This window comes from Sutcliffiella halmapala, assembly GCF_050107295.1.
In the GTDB taxonomy this organism is placed as follows: Bacteria; Bacillota; Bacilli; order Bacillales; family Bacillaceae_I; genus Sutcliffiella_A; species Sutcliffiella_A halmapala_A.
The window spans coordinates 142,963-164,192 of sequence record NZ_JBNIKR010000008.1 but is presented as its reverse complement, the minus strand read 5'-3'; the positions used below and the strand labels follow the sequence as shown (position 1 = coordinate 164,192).

Below are 21,230 nucleotides of genomic sequence, written 5' to 3'. Positions count from 1 at the left end.
ATGTTTTAAATATCAATGGCATTTAAAAAAGATGACCCCTGTTCATTCAGAGGTCATCTTTTACTAGGGGGGCAAGCGTTTTTTCTTTGACTTGGGCTACGGATTAGTAATCCCTAATTCCTTTTTCACTTTCTCTAGGGTCATGCCTTGATGGTTCAGAACAACATCCTTTAATTCATCTAAAGTGTGATTTCTCATTAGATAGTTCGCTTCAACATAACTCCAATCCTTCTCATCGACAATGCCATCTAAATTGATATCTGCAGAACGATCACCAGACTGCCATTTTTCTTTTAGATATAGAACATCAAAAATATCAATTACATCGTCTTGATTCACATCACCTGCATACGTAAACGCAGTAATGGAAGTTAAAGATCCTGTAATTTCTCCATCTTCCTCTTTATTCACCAAAATATCTTTAAAATAAGGGAAGTGACCGGGGATATTCACTGTGATTTCTTGATCTCCAGTCAGGTTAAGATCCACTTTTGCATTGGATGTGGAGCCATAGACAAATCAGTTTGTAGGTCTACATCATAATTGGATAATGCATCACTTTCTTTTATATCGAGAATTTCCATTGAATCAATGAAATATAACGTGAATTTTGCTTCTTTTAATTGTCTAACATTATTGGCAGTCATCGTAAACGTAACAATGTCTCCAGGTTTAGCGGACTTTATACTGTAGACTCCTGTCATATAGGAAGTACCTTCGGGAACAAAGTTATACGTTCTTTTCACCGTTTTGTTCGTCGCAGCATCTAGGGCATCCAAGCTTGCTATATTGTTTGTTGGTCTAACAAAGGGACTTCCATTTCAAAAGTGCCATCTGCTTCTGGGAAAATACGATAATCAGGTAACATCGTGTACAAATATTCATAAATGAAATTATCTGCCTGACTAATATTGATACCTGCTGCTTGAATATCCCCCAAATTTCATAAGTATTTAGAACTGGTTCTTTGGATGTGAATTATATCAAATAGAATAGAAAATCTATGAAAAGTGTGATGATTCAGTGTTTAGTTTTTAGTTATTAAAATATCTTTAAGTTTTTCCTTTCATAATTTGACAAAATTCCCCCCAATGACATGAAAGCGATTCGACATTAAAATTATAAGTAAAATGACACAGGGGGAAAAAGGATGAGAAGTAGTAAATTGCCGAAGATTGTGCTAAGTGTTGGAATACTTTTAGGCTCTGCTTTGCCAATCAGTTCAGAACCAATTGTCCATGCAGAACCAAAGCAGAATGCCGTGAGTATTCTTGCGAGTCTGTCAAAAGAACAACGTGAGGCACTCCAAAAATTAGAGACAAACCGCTCTATTAGAGGCCTTCAATTATCAAGGGACATTGATTTAAAGAGTGAGGAGAATGTGACAGTCATTGTTGAATTCGAGCAATTACCTGCGAAGGCAGAAACAGTTTACAAGTCACTAAAAGGGGAAGAGGTTCCTCTTGAAAAGGCGAAAAAAATGGTGGAAGACTCACATAAAAAATTTAAAAAAGAATTAGATGACAAGCTTGTGCCAAAGGAGAAATCCGGGAAAGCGAACTACGAAGTAAAGCACTCTTATAAAAATGCTTTTAATGGAATTACCCTGTCCTTACCGGCCAATAAGGTTGAAAATCTATTAGACTCTGATGTGGTTAAAGCAGTTTACAGCGAATTAGAAGTACAGCTTACTCCTCCACCTAAATTAACAGAGGAAGAAGAGGCAACAACCAAAGTGGACAGTATCCTTTTTATGAATATCGATCAGTTACATAAAGAAGGGTTTACAGGTAAAGGAGTAAAGGTTGGCGTTATAGACACAGGGGTTGATTATAATCATCCAGATATAAAAGATGCTTACAAAGGTGGATATGACTTTGTAGACAATGATGATGATCCGATGGAAGCCACATATGAGGATTGGAAAGCAGCTCCTGGGTATCCTGAAGTGAACCAAGGTAACACATACTATACAAATCATGGAACACATGTATCAGGGACAATTATTGGACAAGCTGAGAATGAATCGGATTATAAGGTAATAGGTGTTGCTCCTGAAGCCGATTTGTATGCTTATCGTGTATTGGGTCCTTATGGAAGCGGATCGAATAGCGCGATTATTGCCGGCATAGATCGTGCAGTTGCAGACGGTATGGATGTCATTAATCTATCGCTTGGAGCACAAACGAACAATCCACTAGATGCTTCTAGCTTAACGGTCAATAATGCCGTCTTAAGTGGTGTGACGGCAGTCGTAGCTGCTGGAAACTCAGGAGATTTAGGGAATAGTACATTAGGTTCGCCTGGAGCTGCTGCACTTGCTTTGACGGTAGGAGCCAGTTCTGCCCCCTCTTTTGTCACGACATATAATGGTACGTTTTCTGCAGCTGGCAAGGAGTCGGACGGTACCCTGCAGTTAATGACCAACAAATGGACGGATGATTTTAGGAAGCTCGAGGGGCAAAATTACGAAATGGTCGAAGTTGGAGAAGGCGGACCTGGTGATTACAACGGAAAAGATGTAAATGGAAAGGTTGCATTCGTTGCCAGAGGCACCTATGCCCTTATTGAAAAAATGAATTACGCTAAACAAAATGGCGCTGCTGGTGTTGTAATTTATAACAATGTCCCGGACGACGGCCATATTCCACACTATCTAGGAGAAAACAACGAAAATATCCCTACTTTTTCTCTATCAAATCAAGATGGTTTAGCAGTAAAAGAATTATTTAAAGAGGGTACACCAACTATCACACTTGGGGAAATGGGTGAAGCGGAAATTAGCGGAGATGAGCTTGCTTCTTTCAGTTCAAAGGGCCCATCAGGCACATTATATGATATCAAGCCAGATGTAACAGCACCGGGCGTGAATATTTTATCCACCGTCCCAGCATATATGCATAATAAAGAAGATTCTACTGATTATTCATTTGCTTACCAACGATTATCAGGAACATCCATGGCCTCTCCTCAAGTTGCCGGGATTGCCGCGTTATTATTACAAGCCCATCCGGATTACACACCAAGTGATATTAAATCTGTCATCATGAATACAGCAGATCCATTACAAAATCAATATAGTGTATTTGAAGTCGGAGCGGGGCGAGTCGATCCAATGCAGGCACTTCACTCAGATACGTTCATTTCCGTGCTGGATGAAACGCCATTTATTGAAAACGGAGAAGAAACACTCATCCCAGAACAAACTGGTGGCTTAAGTTACGGTTTCATTCCAATGGGGGATGAACATATCACCAAAACAACGAATCTATCGATTACAAATAATAGTAAGAAAAACAAAAAGTATGATATCTCTGTTGAATATAATGTTGGAGCGGAAGCATCAGGATCCCTGGATGCAGTGGAAAATGGTGTAAGACTGAATGTTCCAAGGTCGATTAAAGTGAAAAAAAATAAAGAGGGGCGCTTCAATGCTTTTCTTACGATTCCGAAATCCTCCCAAAAAGGAACCTACGAAGGATATATTGTCATTAAAAACCAAAAGGATACAGATGAAATCTACCGTATTCCTTTTGGAGCAAAGGTAGTGGAAGAAGGGATCGGACACTTTGAAGTATATACACCAAGTATTTCGACTAACCGGGTGAAAAATCCTTACAGTAGGAAGGCTACAGATCTTGACTTTAGATTAAATTCCCCAATGGAAACATTGGACTGGATATTGGTGGATCCCGATACAAAAGAAGACTTAGGCTGGATTACAGGAGTAAACGCAACGGGAGCAGCGATTGATTTTGACTATTTCATTGAAGATGGATTTGCAGGTTATTATTTTCCGTTTACCGGACACGAGAAGAAGCCAATTAGCTATACTAGAATTAGAGCAGAAGATGGCATATATGAAGTCAAGATGATTGGCACGACAAAGGATGGAAAGCAATTTGCTAGAACGTCGACCATTAGCCTTGATAATAGTGCACCAAAAGTGACCTTCGAAGAGACAGATGCCATGCCGAAAGGGGATTTGCCAATTGTTGTGCTACCAGAAGGCCAAGACACGGTAACATTATCAGGTACTTTGATCGATCAAGAACTAAATGAATCACAACAAGCAGGCATTTCACTGAGTCAAGCAGATAACAACCTTTGGTATGGCCCGACCGGTCCAAACCTTCGCCTTGAAGTGGATGAAAATGGTAAGTTCTCACAAGCACTCAATGTTGCAACGAGCTCCATACGAAAATTGCAATTCCTTGGTGCTGATTATGCAGGTAATACGGCTATACCTAAAGTCGTTTATTATGTAAAAGAAGGGTCACAGTTTATATTTGCAAAGCCAGATAAAGAGTCGTACCGAATGGGAGATAAAATCAAGTACACGTTCTATGCAAATAATCTTACAAATGCCAAGGACCTCTCTATGACTCTATCTTATCAAGATAAGTTCTTTGATGAATCTATTGATTTCCAGCTAGGAGACCAATTGCCGGAAGGATCGGAATTAGTAGAAACAACTACTAAACCAGGTACAACACGGACAACTATTGACATATCTATCCCAGAAGAGGGCGTCTCAGGAGATGTAGTTTTATTTGAAATGACCGCAGATACAAATGCAGAAGAATTTAGATATGTTTATTCACCTCTATTTAGTACTACTACGATGCAGATAAATAATGGACCACGAATAACGACGGAAATCGGACTTCACCCAATTTATCCAAGAATCTCACAGGTGGATGCAGGATTTTTAGGTGCTGAAGGATTGTTAACAGAAAATGGTGGATTTGATTATAGTAGAGATTATTCCAAAGTGGGAGCAGCTGTCCATTTAAAAGATATGGAAGGAACAACCTATCCAGCGAGATTAGAAGCTAATGGTCGATTATATGTGGATAATCTCCCTGTAACAGTGAAGAAATATACGATGATTATTGATGTGCCAGGACATTATACGACATACACCCCATTAGAAGTTGGATATGAAGTGAATGGGACTGATATTGGAGAATGGATTTCCTATAGAACTGCAGTATCAAAGCCAGGTGATATTAATAAAGACAATGTTGTAGATATATATGATGTCTTATTACTTCATGAGCATTGGGGAACTGAAAATAGAAGTACAGATATAAATTTCGATGGTACGACAAATGAGTTGGATTTTCAACTTCTTGAAAAGTACTATTTATCAGAAAACGACTTTGTACTCGATACGCCAGACCCTCAACCTGAAGCGAATGGCATGACTATTGAAAAGATAAAAAAAGAGTTGGGTATTACTTCTTAATGTAACAGGCTCTGACATACACTTACAACGATGAACAAGGGTAGTCCTATTCTTTAGGCTGCCCTTGTTCTATTGCATCATTTAAAAGTGGATTTGAATATTAGATTCTAAATTATCGCAAAAAACTAATAATGCTACTACATCTGAATGCAAATAAAAGGTATGATAAGGAAAAGCTCCATTCAGTATATAGTAGATAAAATAGTTGGGAGTGTGTTGCATTGAGTTTAGGAATCCTAATTAAATTCCATAGGGAAAAAAATTGCCTGACACAAGAAGAACTGGGAAAAGGGGTCTGTTCTGTAACTCATGTAAGTAAAATTGAGAGGGGAACGACTCAGTTTTCATCAGAGATCACCAATCTATTAAGTGAGAAGCTGGGAATTAATATGGAAGAAGAATTACAATCGCTTCAGAAATTTGAAAAACTTCTGCATCAATGGCACGATTGTATGGTCTTGCAACAGAACAATGAAATTGAACGACTCAAAAATCAAATTGAAAAGAATTCTCTGTTTTTAATCCAATCAGTGAAAAATAAGTATTTTCTTCTGCAAGCAAGGTATTTTCTATTGCAAGGGGACATAACGAATGCCAAAGCACTTATTGATAAAATATATAACGTCCGCAAAGATTTAAATACGTACGAAACTCATTTACTCCACCATCTATTAGGAATAACAGAACTTCAAAAAGGTAACTTCAAAAAAGCACTGGAATATCTTCTTAAAATTAATGAAAAAGAATATCAGAACCTGGAATTCTATTATCAGATTGCAATTGCCTATCACAATCTACAATTTAAAGTAAAGGCTTACTATTATAGTGAACTTTCACTTGAATATTTTCGAAAAACAAATAATTTCAAAAAAATCATCGATGCAGAAACAATCAAATTAATCAATGAAGGAAGAAACGAGCTATGGGATTTTGAAGATCTTGTAAATCGATATAACCAATTGATTGCGCAATGCGAAATAATAAATGATACTTCAAAAAAAGCCAACTTGCTAAGTAATTTAGCTTATGAATATTCTTATATTGGGGATAATGAAAACGCAAGAAAATACTATAAAAAGACATTGGACCTATTTAAAGTTAATAAAAAATCTTCCAATTACTTGAATAACTTTATAGGATATATTTACTGTAGCTTACAGATAAAAGAAAATAAAGGGGATAGTATGCTGACGCAATTGATTCAAACGGGTATGGAAATATCAAAGGAAATCAAAGATCCTAGTAGCTTAGCATTCTTTCAAATGCTTCGTTTACTGCACGATGATGAAAAAGAGCTTTATTATCAATTTATTGAGGAAAAAATCATCCCTATGCTTAACAAGAACGGGAATTATCATCAGTTGCATACTTATGAAAAAACGATGTTTCAATACTACCTAGATCAAGGCAAGCATAAGGAGGCTAACAGGTATGCTAGTAGACTCCTTAGCATTTAGTAGGATGCGGGAGTCAACTGCTGGTCTCCCCTGTGAGACTCACACGATTAAAGAATTTCTATAACTTATAGTAAATTGTTGCTGTTCCAAAAGTATTGGACAGCTTTTTTGTTTTTCATTTTACAAAGAGTAAAAGTTGGGGGAATGCACTAGGATTATTGTACTGGTTGTTTTTTCACCCTTCTTCTTTTTCTATTAATATATTCCTATTCTATCGAACTTTGAGAGGTTTTTTTGATGAAAAGTCATCGGATTTGCAGAGCTGAATACTATTAAATCCCCCAATACCCTTCCCCTCTTAACTGTGCAATAATTTTAATAGAAGTAAAAATCAGAATATTAAATAGTATTCTGAATGAAAGCGAATTTTTTTCCTTCAACAAAAAACCTTATTGGTACAACAACTAGAAACGAGGGTGAGAAATGGAAAAGGCTGCAGCATTTTTAAAAAAGGGTTTAACGATCACAACCATCTTATTCATCATGGTCATACTATTTTCCATTTTCGCTAGCCTAAACAGTAACAAACCACTAAGCGTTTTGGGGATAAAGCCTCTCACCGTATTATCGAATAGTATGGCACCAGTTTTTGAGGCTGGGGATGTCATTATTACTCGGGAGGTTGATCCAGGTGATCTTAGCAAGGGTGACATTATTTCCTTTTACAACGAAGAGCAACTACTGGTCACTCATAGAATCACGTCCATTGTTGAAGCAGATGGGGGGAGACATTTTTATACGAAAGGTGATAACAACAATTCAGCAGACGAGAATGTCACAACAGCTAATGAGATTGTAGGAAAAAAAATATTTCTGATTCCATTCTTAGGCTATTTTTCTCAATTTATAAAGGGCCCACTAGGTTTCTTACTGTTCATAGCTCTACCTTTAACAGGCTATGTATGTATAGCGGTATTTGAAAAAATGAAGTCAAAGAGGAAGAAAGAGATTAAACAATCATAATGGATAAGGGGGATTCAAATGTTTAAATTGAAAAATGCGTTTTTAGGTAGTGCGTTGGTAGGAACGATGGTGGTGTCGGCAAGTTTCGGTACATATTCTTGGTTTACATCTGAGACAAATGCTACTGGACAAATAACAAACGGTTTACTAGAAATTAATAACGGCCAAGACATGGAGACCATGATAGTTGACCAAACAGGCTTTGCCCCATCCCAATTAGTTTATGGTGAATGGTTAACAATCGAAAACACTGGGGATATGGATGTTTATCTTAAAGCAACGTATAACCAGTCTGTAGATACTGATGTTTCTCTTGATGCTTATAAAATAGGATATATTGCCTATAAGTTCTCTGAAGGAGAAGAAATGACGGATGACATCCTGGAAGAATCAAGAATTTACTTGGATCAGCTCTTCAATGGTCCAACAAATGAAGCCAAGACTTTATCTAAAGAGATTACTCCTGGAGTTGAAATGGTAGTTGGATTTGTAGAAGAAGAGGAAATCCAACCAGCAGCAAAAAGCAGTACAGGAAAAGCGAAGATGGTATTAGGCGAGGGGTCAAAAGAAGGGGAGAAGCATGATTTCTGGCAATTGAACGATAATCAATATATCGACCTTTCCTTTGCAATTAAATTGGATCATACAGCAGGGAACGAATACCAAGGCGTCACCTACTCTTCCAATTTAAATATTCAAGCAAAACAAATGGTTGATGGGGCTAAATATTGAAAATAGAAAATACTACACGTATTGAATACCAACTTTCGAGCTAATCCTTTTCTCTAAATACGAAGTTACTAAACAATCAAAGATAAACACTAGTGTTAAGGGTCAAGAATATCCTCAGTTTTCGATATTCTTGGCTTCCTTTTTGTCATCATGTACTACATGCTTTGAAATTGTTTTAAAAGGGAGAATTATGATGGTCAACCAGGACAGACTGATAAATTCATTTAGTGAGATTAATTTCACAAATTATAAAATGCCGATCATAGTTATATTTTCTAGTCCGATAGACTATCAGGACATGTATATAGCAAGGGTATTCGATGTCAATAAACCTACTAACTATATCTTGATGAGAACAAATCTAGAAGCTATTAGAAAGGAAATACCTAAGGGATTTTCTCTAATAAAAAAATCACCCGGTGATGACGCAACAATTGTTGAAACTTGGATTTGATTATTAGGCTCTGTTAAGCGCCGCTCTTGATTTCCGCAACAGGCTGAGCTTATCCAAGGGCTACCTTGAGCTTCCCCGGGCTTTGCCCTGCGGGATCTCAAGATTGCCGGTACCTCTGTAAGAAGTAAACAGCTAGAATCCTACTCAATATCAACAATCAGAGCCAATTATTATGAGTCTACTAAATTTCTTTTTCACCATGCTTTAGATTTAGAATAATTTTTCTAGGAGGAACGGTATGAGTATTGGAAAAATAAAACATTTAATTACAGGAACTTTAGTTGCTAGTTTGTTATTTTCCACGGGGACTTCATATAAAGCTATTGCTGAAGATAATGTTCAGAATAATAAAAATAGTGTGGAGCAGATGTTAGTTAATTTAACGGAGCAGCAAAGGAAAGCGCTGAAAGAACTTGAGATTACACCAGGGTTTGTCGTTTCACCTGATATTAACAAAGAGAGTTCAGAATTAGTCAACGTAATTGTAGAATTTAATTCTGACCCAGCAGAGGTGGAAGTGGCAAAGAATGCTGCAAAAGGAAAAAGAATGACTCTTTCTTCAGCAAAAAGTAAAGTGAAAAAAGATCACGATACGTTTCAAAAAGAATGGAAAACTATCAAAAGCTTAAATAGACCAAATGAAGAAAAGATGAAAGACTCCAAGATTACGAGAGAATACCATGAGGCATTCAATGGGGTAGCGATGACATTACCGGGAACGGCGGTGCAAGAGTTACTTAGTACAGGAGTTGTCAAACGTATTTGGAAAGATGCCGAAGTGAAGCTTGACCTACCAGAAGAAGCAAGTGAAATGAAATCATCAACTTCCTCAAAGGTAGATGATAGCCTTGTACAAATCGGTGCGGACAAGCTGCATCAAGAGAACATTTCTGGTTCGGGAGTGAAAGTGGGGGTGATTGATACAGGAATTGACTATAATCACCCAGATTTAAAAAATTCTTATAAAGGTGGATACGATTTTGTTGATAATGATTCGGATCCAATGGAGGCAACTTATCAGGAGTGGAAGGATTCCGGAAGGCCTGAATTTGAAGGTGGTTCCAGTTACTATACTTTACATGGAACGCATGTAGCTGGCTCTATCGCAGCACAAAAGAAAAACAGCTCGCCATCTGCAGTAAAGGGAGTAGCCCCTGATGTCGATTTATATATGTATCGTGTTTTGGGCTCTTATGGGAGAGGTTCGCTCGCTGCGGTCATTGCAGGCATTGACAGGGCGGTCCAAGATGGGATGGATGTTATTAACTTATCTTTGGGATCAAGTATTAATGATCCGCTAAATCCAGCATCTATAGCGGTCAATAATGCGATGCTCTCAGGCGTTGTCACTGTCGTTGCATCAGGAAACGCAGGACCTGGTGAAAAAACGCTAGGATCTCCTGGAGCAGCTGCATTAGGAATTACGGTAGGGGCCAGTGATGTTACGGTAACCATTCCAACGATTACTGCAAGTGCAGGGGAAGCCAGCATAACCGACATGAAGTTATTGGCGCAAAACTTTACAGATAACTTAAAAGTTCTCGAAAATAAAACCTTGCCTACTGTCGATGTGGGAATAGGAACTAAAAGTGACTTTAACAATAAAGATGTGGCTGGTAAGGTAGCAATCATTCAACGAGGCAACATTACATTTGATGAAAAAATTCAAAATGCTAGAGCTGCAGGTGCTAAAGCTGTAATTGTCTACAACCATGTTGAGGGTGAAATAGAAGCTTATCTTGGGGAAGGGATGCATTATATTCCTACTTTCCGGATTACAAAAGCTGACGGAGAACAGTTGCTTTCACAATCAGAAATCACCTTTGAATCATTAGGTAGCATTAAGACAGAAGGAGACCGCTTAGCTGAATTTAGTTCAAGAGGTCCCGTTAACGGGAATGATGACATTAAACCAGATGTCGTCGGGCCGGGAGTGGCAATATTTTCTACTATTCCTGAGTTCATCAATGATCCACAGGATGGGGAAAATTACGATAGCGCATATGCTCGTCTCCAAGGGACATCCATGGCTGCTCCTCACGTAGCTGGGACGGCAGCGCTAATCTTGCAAGCCAATCCTGAATATACACCTTTTGATGTGAAAACGGCCTTAATGAATACGGCGGATAAAATGAATGGTGAATACTCCGTCAATGAAATCGGCTCAGGCCGAATTAATGCGTATGAAGCGGTCCATGCAGAAACCCTAATAAAAGTTATGGACAAAACGATGCATGAACAAGATGGGAATTTCATCGAAATTGATGAAGAAACGGGATCAATTGCTTTCGGCAGTCACTTTAAAGAGGAAGATGGGCCTATTGAAGACAGCAGGAAAATAGTTATACAGAACTTCAATGAAAAAGATGTGAAGGAGTTTAACACAAATGTTGAATTCTTACCAGCTAAAGGAGAAATTCGGGATGCCGACAAAAATGGCGTAGAATTAATAATACCAAATAAAGTTTCTATTGAACCAGGAAAAACTGCTGAGGTTGAGCCGACAATACGCGTTTCACAAGATGCAGAATTCGGGCGGTATGAAGGATATGTTACCCTTATTAATTCGGAACATGAAGAAGAAAATTACCGAATACCTTTTTCCATCCGTGTGACAGAAAAAGGATTTGAGAAAATGGTATTGACAAGACCTATGATTGCGAATGATTCGAAGGCACATCCGTATTATACGCCATATACCAATGCAATCGTAAAATTATCAACTCCATTAGAGACGATTGATGTATTGGTTAAAGATGGAAAATCAGGGGAAGCAATTGGATTTATTGCAACCATTGATGCAAGCCTTTTATTGACAGGTATTGATTATTGGGCGGATGCTATTTTTAAAGGAAAAGTATACCCATTTACCAATGATCCTTCGCAGCCAATTTCTGATAAAGAGGTGAAACTGCCGGAAGGTGATTATACATTCGAGATGATTGGGTATGATGAGCAAGGTATACCCCGGGGAAAGGGCGCAATGGTGATGATTGATAATACTCCTCCGGAGGTAGAGGTATCCATGGATCCTGGTATTTATGAAGTGGATGATTCGATGTACACAATAGAAGAAGGATATGACGGCCCTGCAGTATGGATTCACGGAAACGTATATGATTCGACTGTCGATGCTCTCAAACAGAAAGGGATGGCTATCGATCAATCTGTGAATGGTGTACTTTGGTGGGAGTATAACTACTATAATCATTATTTCCTTGCGGTGGATAGCGAAGGGAACTTTAGATTCCCTGCAACGAAGGAAAGAATTGACCAAATGTCTTATTTAGACTCCAATTTATTTGTATTTGATAATGCAACAGCTTCAGTAGGATATCCGCAAGGCATAAATCGTTACCTGTTCATAAAAGAAGGAACGGAATACGCGGTTCCAAGTTATGATAAAGAAAAGGTGCGTCTTGGGGACGAAATTACGATGACATTGAATTTGAACAATGTTAAGCAACTGGCCTCTGGAGAATTCACTGTACCTTTCTATAATAAACACTTTGAATTTCTGAATGTCAAAGTCAATGAGGCCTTTGAAAAGTACACGGAGGAAAAGGGAGTTAACGTTATATTAGATGAACCAACATTAAATGCTAGTACTGTCAAAGTAGGAGCTTCGATTGAGGAAAATGATTTAGCTATCGATCAGAACTTACCGTTTTTGGATGTCACATTCAAAGTCATAAACGATGAAAACTACACTTACCAAGATGGATTATCATTATCATTTGATACTACTGCCTTTAAATACAAGAAAACATCAGATTCTAACCCTACTACGATTCGAGTATATAAAGACAAGTCATTTATAATTCTGGCAAAATACTCCATCGTAAATGGGAACATGAAACCCGAAGCATTCATAAGAGAAAATGGTCAATGGGATAATACGATTGACTACTCTAAGCTTGGAGCAAAGGTCTATGCGAAAAATAACAATGGAAAAACCTTTGAAGCATCGATTATTCATAGTAATGCTTACTATACAATAGATAAACTACCAACTACAGAACAAGATTATGACATCTATGTGCAAGTACCTGGTCACCTTACGAGCAAAACGACTCAGACTGTAGGGACGTATATTGATGGTGAGTTAGTAGGGACACGACATATAGCCCAAATAGAAACAGGCTATGCGGGTGACGTAAATGGTGACAAAATGATTGATATTAACGATGCGATTATTGCTGTTTTCTCCTATGGAAAAGAGAATGTAGGTGTAAACAAGGGAGATATCAACCAAGATGGTAAAGTAGATGAGAAAGACCTCCGATACATCGAGAAAAATTTCTTGAAAGTAGGGCCAGATGTCAAAGGGAATAAAAAACCTAAAGAAAAACGGGGCAATGTTACTTTAGAAAAATTATTCCGATCTATAGGACTTGAATTGAAATATTAAAAAAAATGCCGGGGAGAAATCCCTGGCATTTAACAGTAATTTTACAGTTCATGCGAAACTATCTTAATAACTACCCACACCTTCTTGTATTTCAACATCATTAATTAATATATCTGCAAGTTTTAGGGCAAAATCCTTATGCCCGTATTTAAAATAATTGTTGAAAAGTTCTTTTTCATACCGTTTCACTAAAGTAACATAACCACTCTTTTTAAAATAAGGTAAAGCTTTCGTGGTTAAAAAGTTATAATATTCTGTTTTTTGTTTGTGAATCAAATATAGGAGAAGCTGAAAACTATACATATACAAGCTTAGATTGATTTCTCTTGCAATTGATAATCCCTCGTGTCCAAGATATGCTAATTCCTCAGTTGACAAATAATTCCCCTCATGACTACTCCTGACATAACCTTCCAATGAGGATAGGTATGCTGCTGATTTTTTTTCTTTTAATAACATTGATTTTTGATACAAGCGGCTGGCAGCTTCAAAGTCTTTTCTACAATAGTGCTCATATGCAAAATTATGAAGCACTAGCGCCTTTTTACCGAGGGCATGACAAAGATCGCATGTTTGGAGTAATTTTTCATATTGCTTGGCTACTTTTGGGAAATCACGTTGATCCTCTCCATTATGGGTCATTAACATAATCATTTCAGCATCTATCACATTAAGGTAATTATTACTTTTAATAAAATGTTCCAAAGATTTATCAGCATAATAATAAGCCATGACTTTTGAATTTACTCCCAGATAGGAGGTTGCTAGAGTAAGATAATACTCTGGATTATTGTAATCTTTAAAATTTATTTTTTTTAGAATATGGACCGCTTTTGTCATTTCCTTATTAGACAAGTAATACATCCCTAAATTATGCTTCAGTAAGTTACTTTCGTATGGTGGTAGCTTCCTTTGTTCCTTTTGTATATCCTTTATGATTTTGTCTGCTATTCTAAAATTATTATGTAGAAGGTGATATCTCGCTTTAAGCAGTTCATAAAGAACTTGATAATCACTAATTTTAATGAGATTTTCTTCTTCTAGTTCGTCTTTGATATTTTCGATATCTTCCATTCTTTGCATGATGATTGCATCATGCCAACGACTCAGGAGCTTCTTTATGTTATGGTATCTCTCTATTTCCTCTTCGATATTTATTCCCAGCCGTTTAGAAAGCAACACCGTGATTTCTGAAGAATATTCTGTCATTCCCCGTTCAATTTTACTTATATGAGTGTCAGAACATATTCCATTTCCAAGCTGTTGTTGGGTTAATTTAGCTTTCTGGCGAAAATACTTTATTATTCTTCCTTCATGCATGAATTTCCCCCCTAGTAGAAATAAAATTGAAAGGAAAAAATTCCTGGTCGAATGAATGCTTTTTCCCCAGGCGTGTAATTTCTCTCTTTCAACTCTTTCATATCGTGTTTCCATTTATTATAATTAGGTTTGACGGAATATTATTTTTGAAAAATTCTATCAAATTATGATAGAAAACCATATAATAGTATGTTAACTGACATGGAGTAACGATGTATAAAGTATTCTGGTTAAAGAATCGGGTGAATAAGAATGAATATTGTACTATTTCAAGAGATTCAGAAATATATGCAAAGGGACAACTGTAATAAAACCGAACTATCGAAGAATTCTGGTATTCACATTAGCGAGATTAGCCGGATTCTCAATCATAGACAGCCGCTTTCTTTGCAAAATCTAGATTCGATTACAAGTGCTTTCGGGCTACCTGAAGGTACCTTTTATCAACACTATTTGGAAGAATGCTTGAACGAAGGGAATCGCATCGACAAACGAAGAAGTATTCAGTTCTTATATAAATGTGCATCCGGAGGTTTTGTAAAGCATTGCAATGATTTGATAACGATGATGTTGGAAGAAAGTTCAAAAACGATGAGGAAGAAAAACTTACAATATATATTTTCTGTAGCAGAAAATCTCTTCCATGAAGGAAAAGGTATGCTGGCACTTCCTCTGTATGAGGTGATTATAGATAGTGAGTTGGATCGCTTTTCAGAAAATGTAGCAGTCAGCTATTTTCGAAAATTTTATATTGTTAGATTGACAAACAAGGGCCAGCATGCACTTACACATTTACTAGATCAACTGGCCTATATGCCAGTTGATTATAGGAAAGAAGCATATATGTGGATCATGGCAGATTACTATCGGCGTGAAGAATGGGGTCAAGTATTGAATTACGCTGAAAAATTGAAACACTTGGCACCTGAAGGGGAGTTTTGTGGGTGGGCTCTAATGTATAAGGGTTTTGCCTTGGCAAGATTAGGTGCAACTCTTGAGGAAGTGTTAGAACTTATTAACAAATATGCACAAATAAACGAATTCTTTGCAGATACAGCAGTAGGTAATCGATATGTGGCACTTTTGGACTTCGGACGGTCTGAATATGCAGATGAATATCTCTCCTGGCTGGAGGTTAGGGACGATTTGTATGTTGGTATGTCAATAATATTAGAGACATATGTTCGAAACAATAGGTTAGATGATGCAAAAAAATTAATAAAAAGATTCAAACATGTAATCGAGGACATGGCTGTAAGTAAGGAACCATGGCTAAAAGAAAAAAAAAATCTGGATTTTCGCTATGCTTATGCTTTGTTTCAATGTAAATGCAATCATTTTGAAAATGGTTTGATGGAGTTATTAGAGGTGGCGGAATTATCCAATAGAATAGGGAATATGGAAAGGTTTAAAAAATGTCTGTTAGCATTTTGGCAATATAGATTCTATGCAAATAACCAACATGAAGAGAAATATACCCAATTATTAAAGACAGGGCACATTCATTAAAATATGGTTGAACTAATAATACTCCAAAATAAGAGTGTTTAAGGGGTTTCATCCTTAAACACTCTTGTGCGTGTTGCAGCAGACTATACTATGGATTGTGAAATTAAAGAACATTTTCACAGTGAATCAGTTTTGTACTCCGAATTAGAATCTGCTGGAATATCTTTGCTTTTTCATTTGCTATTCAAAAATATAAGCCAATACCTTCAATGCCTGATTCACTGTCTCAACTGTCACATTCGCTTTATTGGATAGCTCTTTTAAAGGGTGATGCAACGCTTCCGGCCTGATGAGAATCAATGGTTTTTGCAGGGAAATCGCCGCGCTTGCATCCATCGCCGTATTCCACTGCTTATACTTTTCACCGAATAGGGCGATCACCATATCAGACTTTTTCATGAGAAGCTGTGTTCTCAGGTTGTTGATCTGGGATGCAGCTTCATCTTTGGCTATTGCATTCATTTGTTCTCCAAGAACGATTTCACCGATATTATCCGACTTATTATGGTCAGTCATCGGCCCGACAAAATTGATGGGAAGGTTCAGTGCGCGGACCTTATCCATCAATTCCTCGCGCCATGGTGTGTGAATTTCTCCTGCTAGGTAAACTGTCAGTTTCATCCTTATCCCTCCAAATAGTACCTCTTGTAGTTTTCCTGCTTTTTAGTCTATCATAAATGGAGGAATAAAGTGATAATTCGAAAATATCCTTGTCAACACAAAACTATTATAGGTATGATAGATGAAGTGGTATTTTCTAGTCTAAATGTACTAAAGGAGTGGAAGAGTTGTATTTGGGAAGAGCATTTATTTCTATTTTTATTTTTTCGATTCTATTATTAAGTGGATGTTCCTTAACATTTGAGGATGCATCGAAGGAAACGTTGAAAGCGGTTAAAGAATCTTTGAGCGAAGAGAAGAAAGAAACAAACGAGACCAGCGATCAATTCAACTATTATCTGCCTCCTGGGTATGAAGTGGATAGTGCTGCAACCAACAATATAGTCCTGACACATAAAGAACAGACATATATACTCTTTATCAATCCTTTTGAACCGGATGATTCTAAGGTCATTTATGAATCTACTCTTGAAGCCTATGATAGCCCTGAAGTGGAAGAGACATTTACCGAAAATGGAGAATTTGGATACGTGATTATTGATAGACTGGACGATGAAAAGGAAGAGTTCTATGAGATAACGGTTGGAGTTGGCGGAGTCAAGATGACGACTGTGACCGACCCTGATAATATGGAAAAGAGTGCGGATACGATGATGGAAATTGTATCATCTGTGGAAGTGCAGGGGGAAGAGAGCTAATTAAAATAGATGTCAGCTAACCATTCGATGGTTGGCTTTTTTTATGGGGAAATTCATTGGAGGTAAATAAATAAAGCAGCTGCCCCAAGGACAGCTGCTTAATAAATATACTACTTCTTGTAATTGTGTTTTTCTTCTTCTTCGAGGCCAATTGCCGCCTCATTATACGCTTTTTGTTCTTCATGTAGCCCTTCGAACTGCTCCATGTCCACATTTTCGTCTTCATAGTCTTCAACAGAATCCAGGTATGCCGACTGTGCTGCTTCATCTTCACCAACTTCATCCACCACAACAAACTGACTCACTTCTTCTTGAAGCTCAGTAGCTATATCAGATAGGGAAAGTGCCGCCTCATTCACCTGCTCGATTGCTAAAATCTGATGTTCACTTGATGCACTTACCTGCTCGGAGGCCGCTGCTGCTTCCTCTGAAATATAATGCACCTCTGATAATTTTTCCTCCAGCATCACGTTTGAGTGGGTAACCTGCGCGATAGCTTGTTGGACATCATTCACTTTATGGTTGATTTCCAGGACATTATGTGCGATTTTTTCGAACGATGACTTTGTCTGAGTAACGGATTGCTGCTGGAGCTCCCTGTATTCATTGAATTGAAGGGCATCATTGGATAGCTTACTCATCTGGCTACCCATTTCCGCAACTAGCTTTTTAATGGAAAGTGCTTCATGCTTGGATCGTTCCGCAAGCTTCCGTACTTCCTGGGCAACTACTGCAAAACCCCTTCCGGCTTCACCGGCTCTTGCAGATTCAATGGCTGCATTAAGAGCAAGAAGGTCTGTGTTTTCTGCTATTTCCTGTATGGTTGCTACGATAGTATGAATCTGTTGTGATTGTTTGGTAGCCTGCTGTACACGTTCTGTCAGATGATTGGCAAGGGACAGGAATTGCTCGGATGATTGGTGAAGGTCTTGTACGACTGTCAACCCTTCTTCCCCGACTACCTTGGCGCTATCAGCCTGAAGCTTGATTTCTTTGCTGAAGCGATCAGTTTTTCCGACGGCTTCTTTGACGTGATGCAGAATTTCTGTACTTTCATCCAAATGTCTTGCTTGCTCGCTCGACCCCATTGCGACCTGTTTGATTGCTTCATTCACCTCTGTTGATTGTGCAGTCGTTTCCTCTGAAATGGCTGCTAGGTTCTGGGAAGAGGAATGAAGCTTGTCCGTTGCTTCCATTACCTTTAACAAGGAAACTTGCATTCTCTCAGCCATGGAATTGAATGTCTGAGCCAGGTCGGCCATCTCATCTTTGGTAGTGATGGGAACACGATACGCAAAATTCCCTTCCCCGATTTTCGATGCCCCATCCTTTAGGGAACGGATCGAAACAGCTATTTTACGGTTCAGGAAATAACCGGTGGTGCTCAGGAATAGAAGCAGTAGAACACTGATAATGAGTGATAAAAGCATGATTGTTTGAAGATTGGAGTTTAATTCCTTTTGGAGCTCCGTTTGTAGAGAGGAGACATTGGACTCCACCTCATTGACACTTGACTCCACTTCATTGCTGATTTCTTCAAAGTTCCGAATATACGTGACGGACATGGTATAGTTTTCATATAGGGTATTCATTGTTTCCGTATATGGATTGAAAAGGTTGATAATATCGGCCTTTTGAGAGTCGGTTAGATCTGTCCCCTCTAGGGTAGTACGGAATATTTCGGCTGTTTTCTTGAAATCCCGGTAGCGAATCTCCTGTTTGGACGCCAGGTATTGCTGTTCATAGAGTCGTAGATCTAGCAGAACCTCTTCAAGTTCCACCTGGTTTGCACCTTGGATGTTGATGGTCAGGTTACGGACCATGTTCCCCATTTGTCCCTGCAGTCCGGTTGATTCTGTAAATCCGATTTCGGTGTAAGCTTCTTCCAACGGCTGGAATTCATTTAAATAGTTCGTGGACGAAGCCTGGATTTGTGAAAACAAGGCAACAAGATCATCATATTCTGCAAACTGTTTTTGAAGCTTCTCTGATTCAGTTGCAATTCCTGCGAGATTCTCTTTTATCTTCTCTGCAGTTTCCGTACTTGGTACACGCAGGAACTCCTGCTCATTTTTACGTGTATCGGCAAATGAATATTTGATGTCCTTACTTCCGTTCACCGCTTCAAAAAGTGCTGTTTCTTGTTTCTTCGCATTAGACTGAGTGAAATAGAATAAAAAGTTGAAAAGTAAAACTACAATAAGTCCCAAAATCGCTGTTAGTAAAATAAATCTGACTCTTCCTCTGATTGTTTTCATGGTACCCCCCTAAATCCTTATATCTTTTCGAATTTTATATGTTTTTATAAAAATCAGATATTTTAAAGTAATTATAGACATAATTCAACAAAATTCACAATAAGGTTTTGAAAGATTATGAAAATAAGAATAGAATTATCTATTGCGCTGAAACTAAATTTGGATATGATTAGTTTGAGGGTATGAATATTTAGTAGGAAAGAGGCGGTAGAATGAAGTCCTTTTTACATAAGAAGGGTGTGACAATGTCACCGAGGGTATATTTGATTGACGGGCTTAGCTACATGGCCTTAGGATTATTTTCGTCGTTGATCATCGGACTGATCATTAAAACAGTGGGGGACCAGCTTGGGTGGACTTGGTTCACTGAGATGGGCGTGCTCGCGATGGGGCTGATGGGTCCTGCCATAGGAGCGGCAGTTGCCTATGGATTGAAGGCACCTCCGCTCGTATTGTTTGCAACCGTCATTGCCGGTGCTGCTGGAGCACAGCTGGGGGGGCCGGCAGGAAGTTTCATTGCAGCCCTTTTTGCAACTGAGATAGGGAAAGTGGTTTCAAAGGAAACGAAGGTGGACATTCTGGTCACCCCGTTTGTTACGATTCTTGTAGGCTTTTTCGTTGCAACCTTTATCGGGCCGCCGATCAATTATGGAATGACCAGTCTTGGTTCTGTCATCATGTGGGCAACAGAACAACAGCCGATCATCATGGGAGTACTTGTAGCCGTTTTGATGGGCTGGGCTTTGACGGCACCCATTTCCAGTGCGGCAATTGCATTCATGCTTGGACTTGAGGGAATCGCGGCAGGTGCGGCAACCATTGGATGTGCCGCCCAGATGGTCGGATTTGCGGTCAGCAGTTACAGGGAAAATAAAGTTTCAGGTCTTTTGGCGATTGGAATCGGAACCTCCATGCTTCAGGTGCCGAACATTATCAGAAATCCATGGATCATCATTCCTCCGACTATTGCCGGAGTTGTATTCGCTCCGATCGGAACAACCATTTTTAACATGACCAACGTGAAAGAGGGGGCAGGCATGGGCACGAGTGGATTTGTCGGGCAGATCATGACATTTGCTTCCATGGGCTTCTCGGTTTCCGTCCTGCTCAAAGTCTTGCTGCTTCACATTATTGGCCCGGCTGTGGTAAGTTTAGCTATATCAGAGTGGATGAGAAAAAAATCCTATATCAAAGATGGCGATATGAAAATTAACATTGGAGGGTAATGAAAATGGAGAAATTACAATCGTTGGAGCAATTTAATGAATTAAAGGAAAGCCGAAATGTGGTTTTCATGTTTTCGGCTGACTGGTGTCCGGACTGTAGAGTAATTGAACCGGTATTGCCTGAAATTATGGAAAAGTTTAATGAGTATACATTCATCTATGTGGACCGCGATGAGTACATTGATTTATGTGCCGAGTTGAGTGTTTTTGGAATTCCTAGCTTTGTTGCCTACAAAAATGGCAAGGAAGCGGGGCGTTTTGTCAGTAAGGATCGAAAAACTAAGGAAGAGATTGAACAATTTATTACTTCTTTATAAGTAAAAAGGATGC

General features: G+C 38.5%; 14 protein-coding genes. 9 read left to right on the top strand and 5 right to left on the bottom strand.

The features are described 5' to 3' along the window. Positions 1-96 precede the first annotated feature (96 nt). Together ACQCT5_RS14720 and ACQCT5_RS14715 are read right to left on the bottom strand one after the other, a co-directional pair. On the bottom strand, positions 97-453 hold the full coding sequence (locus ACQCT5_RS14720; protein ID WP_499642756.1) for a dockerin type I domain-containing protein: 357 nt from the start codon (positions 451-453) through the stop codon (positions 97-99). A gap of 20 nt (positions 454-473) precedes the next feature. Further along, a complete protein-coding gene (locus ACQCT5_RS14715) occupies positions 474-746 on the bottom strand; it encodes a hypothetical protein (RefSeq protein ID WP_499642755.1) in 273 nt (90 codons plus the stop codon). Positions 747-1,150: 404 nt separating this feature from the next. Here ACQCT5_RS14715 and ACQCT5_RS14710 point away from each other — a divergent pair, with 404 nt between their 5' ends. The 5 genes from ACQCT5_RS14710 to ACQCT5_RS14690 all read left to right on the top strand — a co-directional run bounded on the left by ACQCT5_RS14710 (position 1,151) and on the right by ACQCT5_RS14690 (position 13,268). After that, a complete protein-coding gene (locus tag ACQCT5_RS14710; RefSeq protein ID WP_499642754.1) occupies positions 1,151-5,251 on the top strand; it encodes a S8 family serine peptidase in 4,101 nt (1,366 codons plus the stop codon). A gap of 221 nt (positions 5,252-5,472) precedes the next feature. Continuing rightward, on the top strand, positions 5,473-6,708 hold the full coding sequence (locus ACQCT5_RS14705) for a helix-turn-helix domain-containing protein (RefSeq protein ID WP_499642753.1): 1,236 nt from the start codon (positions 5,473-5,475) through the stop codon (positions 6,706-6,708). 423 nt (positions 6,709-7,131) lie between these two features. Further along, on the top strand, positions 7,132-7,671 hold the full coding sequence (locus tag ACQCT5_RS14700) for a signal peptidase I (RefSeq protein WP_499642752.1): 540 nt from the start codon (positions 7,132-7,134) through the stop codon (positions 7,669-7,671). Between the two features lie 18 nt (positions 7,672-7,689). Continuing rightward, on the top strand, positions 7,690-8,403 hold the full coding sequence (locus ACQCT5_RS14695; RefSeq protein ID WP_499642751.1) for a hypothetical protein: 714 nt from the start codon (positions 7,690-7,692) through the stop codon (positions 8,401-8,403). Between the two features lie 692 nt (positions 8,404-9,095). Further along, positions 9,096-13,268 (top strand): S8 family serine peptidase, encoded by a 4,173-nt coding sequence (locus ACQCT5_RS14690; protein ID WP_499642750.1) that lies wholly within the window; start codon positions 9,096-9,098, stop codon positions 13,266-13,268. 63 nt (positions 13,269-13,331) lie between these two features. Here the strand turns inward: ACQCT5_RS14690 and ACQCT5_RS14685 are convergent, their stop codons facing one another. Beyond that, the gene (locus ACQCT5_RS14685) at positions 13,332-14,588 is read right to left on the bottom strand and encodes a helix-turn-helix domain-containing protein (protein WP_499642749.1); all 1,257 of its coding nucleotides are present in this window, start codon (positions 14,586-14,588) and stop codon (positions 13,332-13,334) included. Between the two features lie 252 nt (positions 14,589-14,840). On the opposite strand from ACQCT5_RS14685, the gene ACQCT5_RS14680 reads away from it, so the two are divergent. Further along, entirely contained in the window at positions 14,841-16,097 is a 1,257-nt protein-coding gene (locus ACQCT5_RS14680; RefSeq protein WP_499642748.1) for a helix-turn-helix domain-containing protein, read from the top strand. A gap of 180 nt (positions 16,098-16,277) precedes the next feature. Here the strand turns inward: ACQCT5_RS14680 and ACQCT5_RS14675 are convergent, their stop codons facing one another. Further along, positions 16,278-16,718 (bottom strand): YtoQ family protein, encoded by a 441-nt coding sequence (locus tag ACQCT5_RS14675; RefSeq protein WP_499642747.1) that lies wholly within the window; start codon positions 16,716-16,718, stop codon positions 16,278-16,280. A gap of 167 nt (positions 16,719-16,885) precedes the next feature. Between ACQCT5_RS14675 and ACQCT5_RS14670 the strand changes: the two genes are divergently transcribed. After that, a complete protein-coding gene (locus tag ACQCT5_RS14670; protein WP_499642746.1) occupies positions 16,886-17,416 on the top strand; it encodes a hypothetical protein in 531 nt (176 codons plus the stop codon). 110 nt (positions 17,417-17,526) lie between these two features. On the opposite strand, the gene ACQCT5_RS14665 is transcribed toward ACQCT5_RS14670, so the two are convergent. Next, on the bottom strand, positions 17,527-19,674 hold the full coding sequence (locus tag ACQCT5_RS14665; RefSeq protein ID WP_499642745.1) for a methyl-accepting chemotaxis protein: 2,148 nt from the start codon (positions 19,672-19,674) through the stop codon (positions 17,527-17,529). A 212-nt stretch (positions 19,675-19,886) separates the two neighbouring features. On the opposite strand from ACQCT5_RS14665, the gene ACQCT5_RS14660 reads away from it, so the two are divergent. Both ACQCT5_RS14660 and ACQCT5_RS14655 read left to right on the top strand, forming a co-directional pair. Next, on the top strand, positions 19,887-20,900 hold the full coding sequence (locus ACQCT5_RS14660) for a PTS sugar transporter subunit IIC (protein WP_499642744.1): 1,014 nt from the start codon (positions 19,887-19,889) through the stop codon (positions 20,898-20,900). 5 nt (positions 20,901-20,905) lie between these two features. Next, positions 20,906-21,217 carry a thioredoxin family protein gene (locus ACQCT5_RS14655; protein ID WP_499642743.1) on the top strand — a complete coding sequence of 104 codons (312 nt, stop codon included), beginning with the start codon at positions 20,906-20,908 and terminating at the stop codon, positions 21,215-21,217. The last annotated feature ends 13 nt before the right edge of the window (positions 21,218-21,230 follow it).

Excerpts from the sequence above, each read along its gene's own strand:
- ACQCT5_RS14675 (WP_499642747.1), bottom strand. The coding sequence starts at position 16,718 with ATGAAACTGACAGTTTACCTAGCAGGAGAAATTCACACACCATGGCGC.
- ACQCT5_RS14695 (WP_499642751.1), top strand. The coding sequence starts at position 7,690 with ATGTTTAAATTGAAAAATGCGTTTTTAGGTAGTGCGTTGGTAGGAACG.
- ACQCT5_RS14680 (WP_499642748.1), top strand. The coding sequence starts at position 14,841 with ATGAATATTGTACTATTTCAAGAGATTCAGAAATATATGCAAAGGGAC.
- ACQCT5_RS14710 (WP_499642754.1), top strand. The coding sequence starts at position 1,151 with ATGAGAAGTAGTAAATTGCCGAAGATTGTGCTAAGTGTTGGAATACTT.
- ACQCT5_RS14655 (WP_499642743.1), top strand. The coding sequence starts at position 20,906 with ATGGAGAAATTACAATCGTTGGAGCAATTTAATGAATTAAAGGAAAGC.
- ACQCT5_RS14665 (WP_499642745.1), bottom strand. The coding sequence starts at position 19,674 with ATGAAAACAATCAGAGGAAGAGTCAGATTTATTTTACTAACAGCGATT.
- ACQCT5_RS14690 (WP_499642750.1), top strand. The coding sequence starts at position 9,096 with ATGAGTATTGGAAAAATAAAACATTTAATTACAGGAACTTTAGTTGCT.
- ACQCT5_RS14700 (WP_499642752.1), top strand. The coding sequence starts at position 7,132 with ATGGAAAAGGCTGCAGCATTTTTAAAAAAGGGTTTAACGATCACAACC.
- ACQCT5_RS14660 (WP_499642744.1), top strand. The coding sequence starts at position 19,887 with ATGAAGTCCTTTTTACATAAGAAGGGTGTGACAATGTCACCGAGGGTA.
- ACQCT5_RS14685 (WP_499642749.1), bottom strand. The coding sequence starts at position 14,588 with ATGCATGAAGGAAGAATAATAAAGTATTTTCGCCAGAAAGCTAAATTA.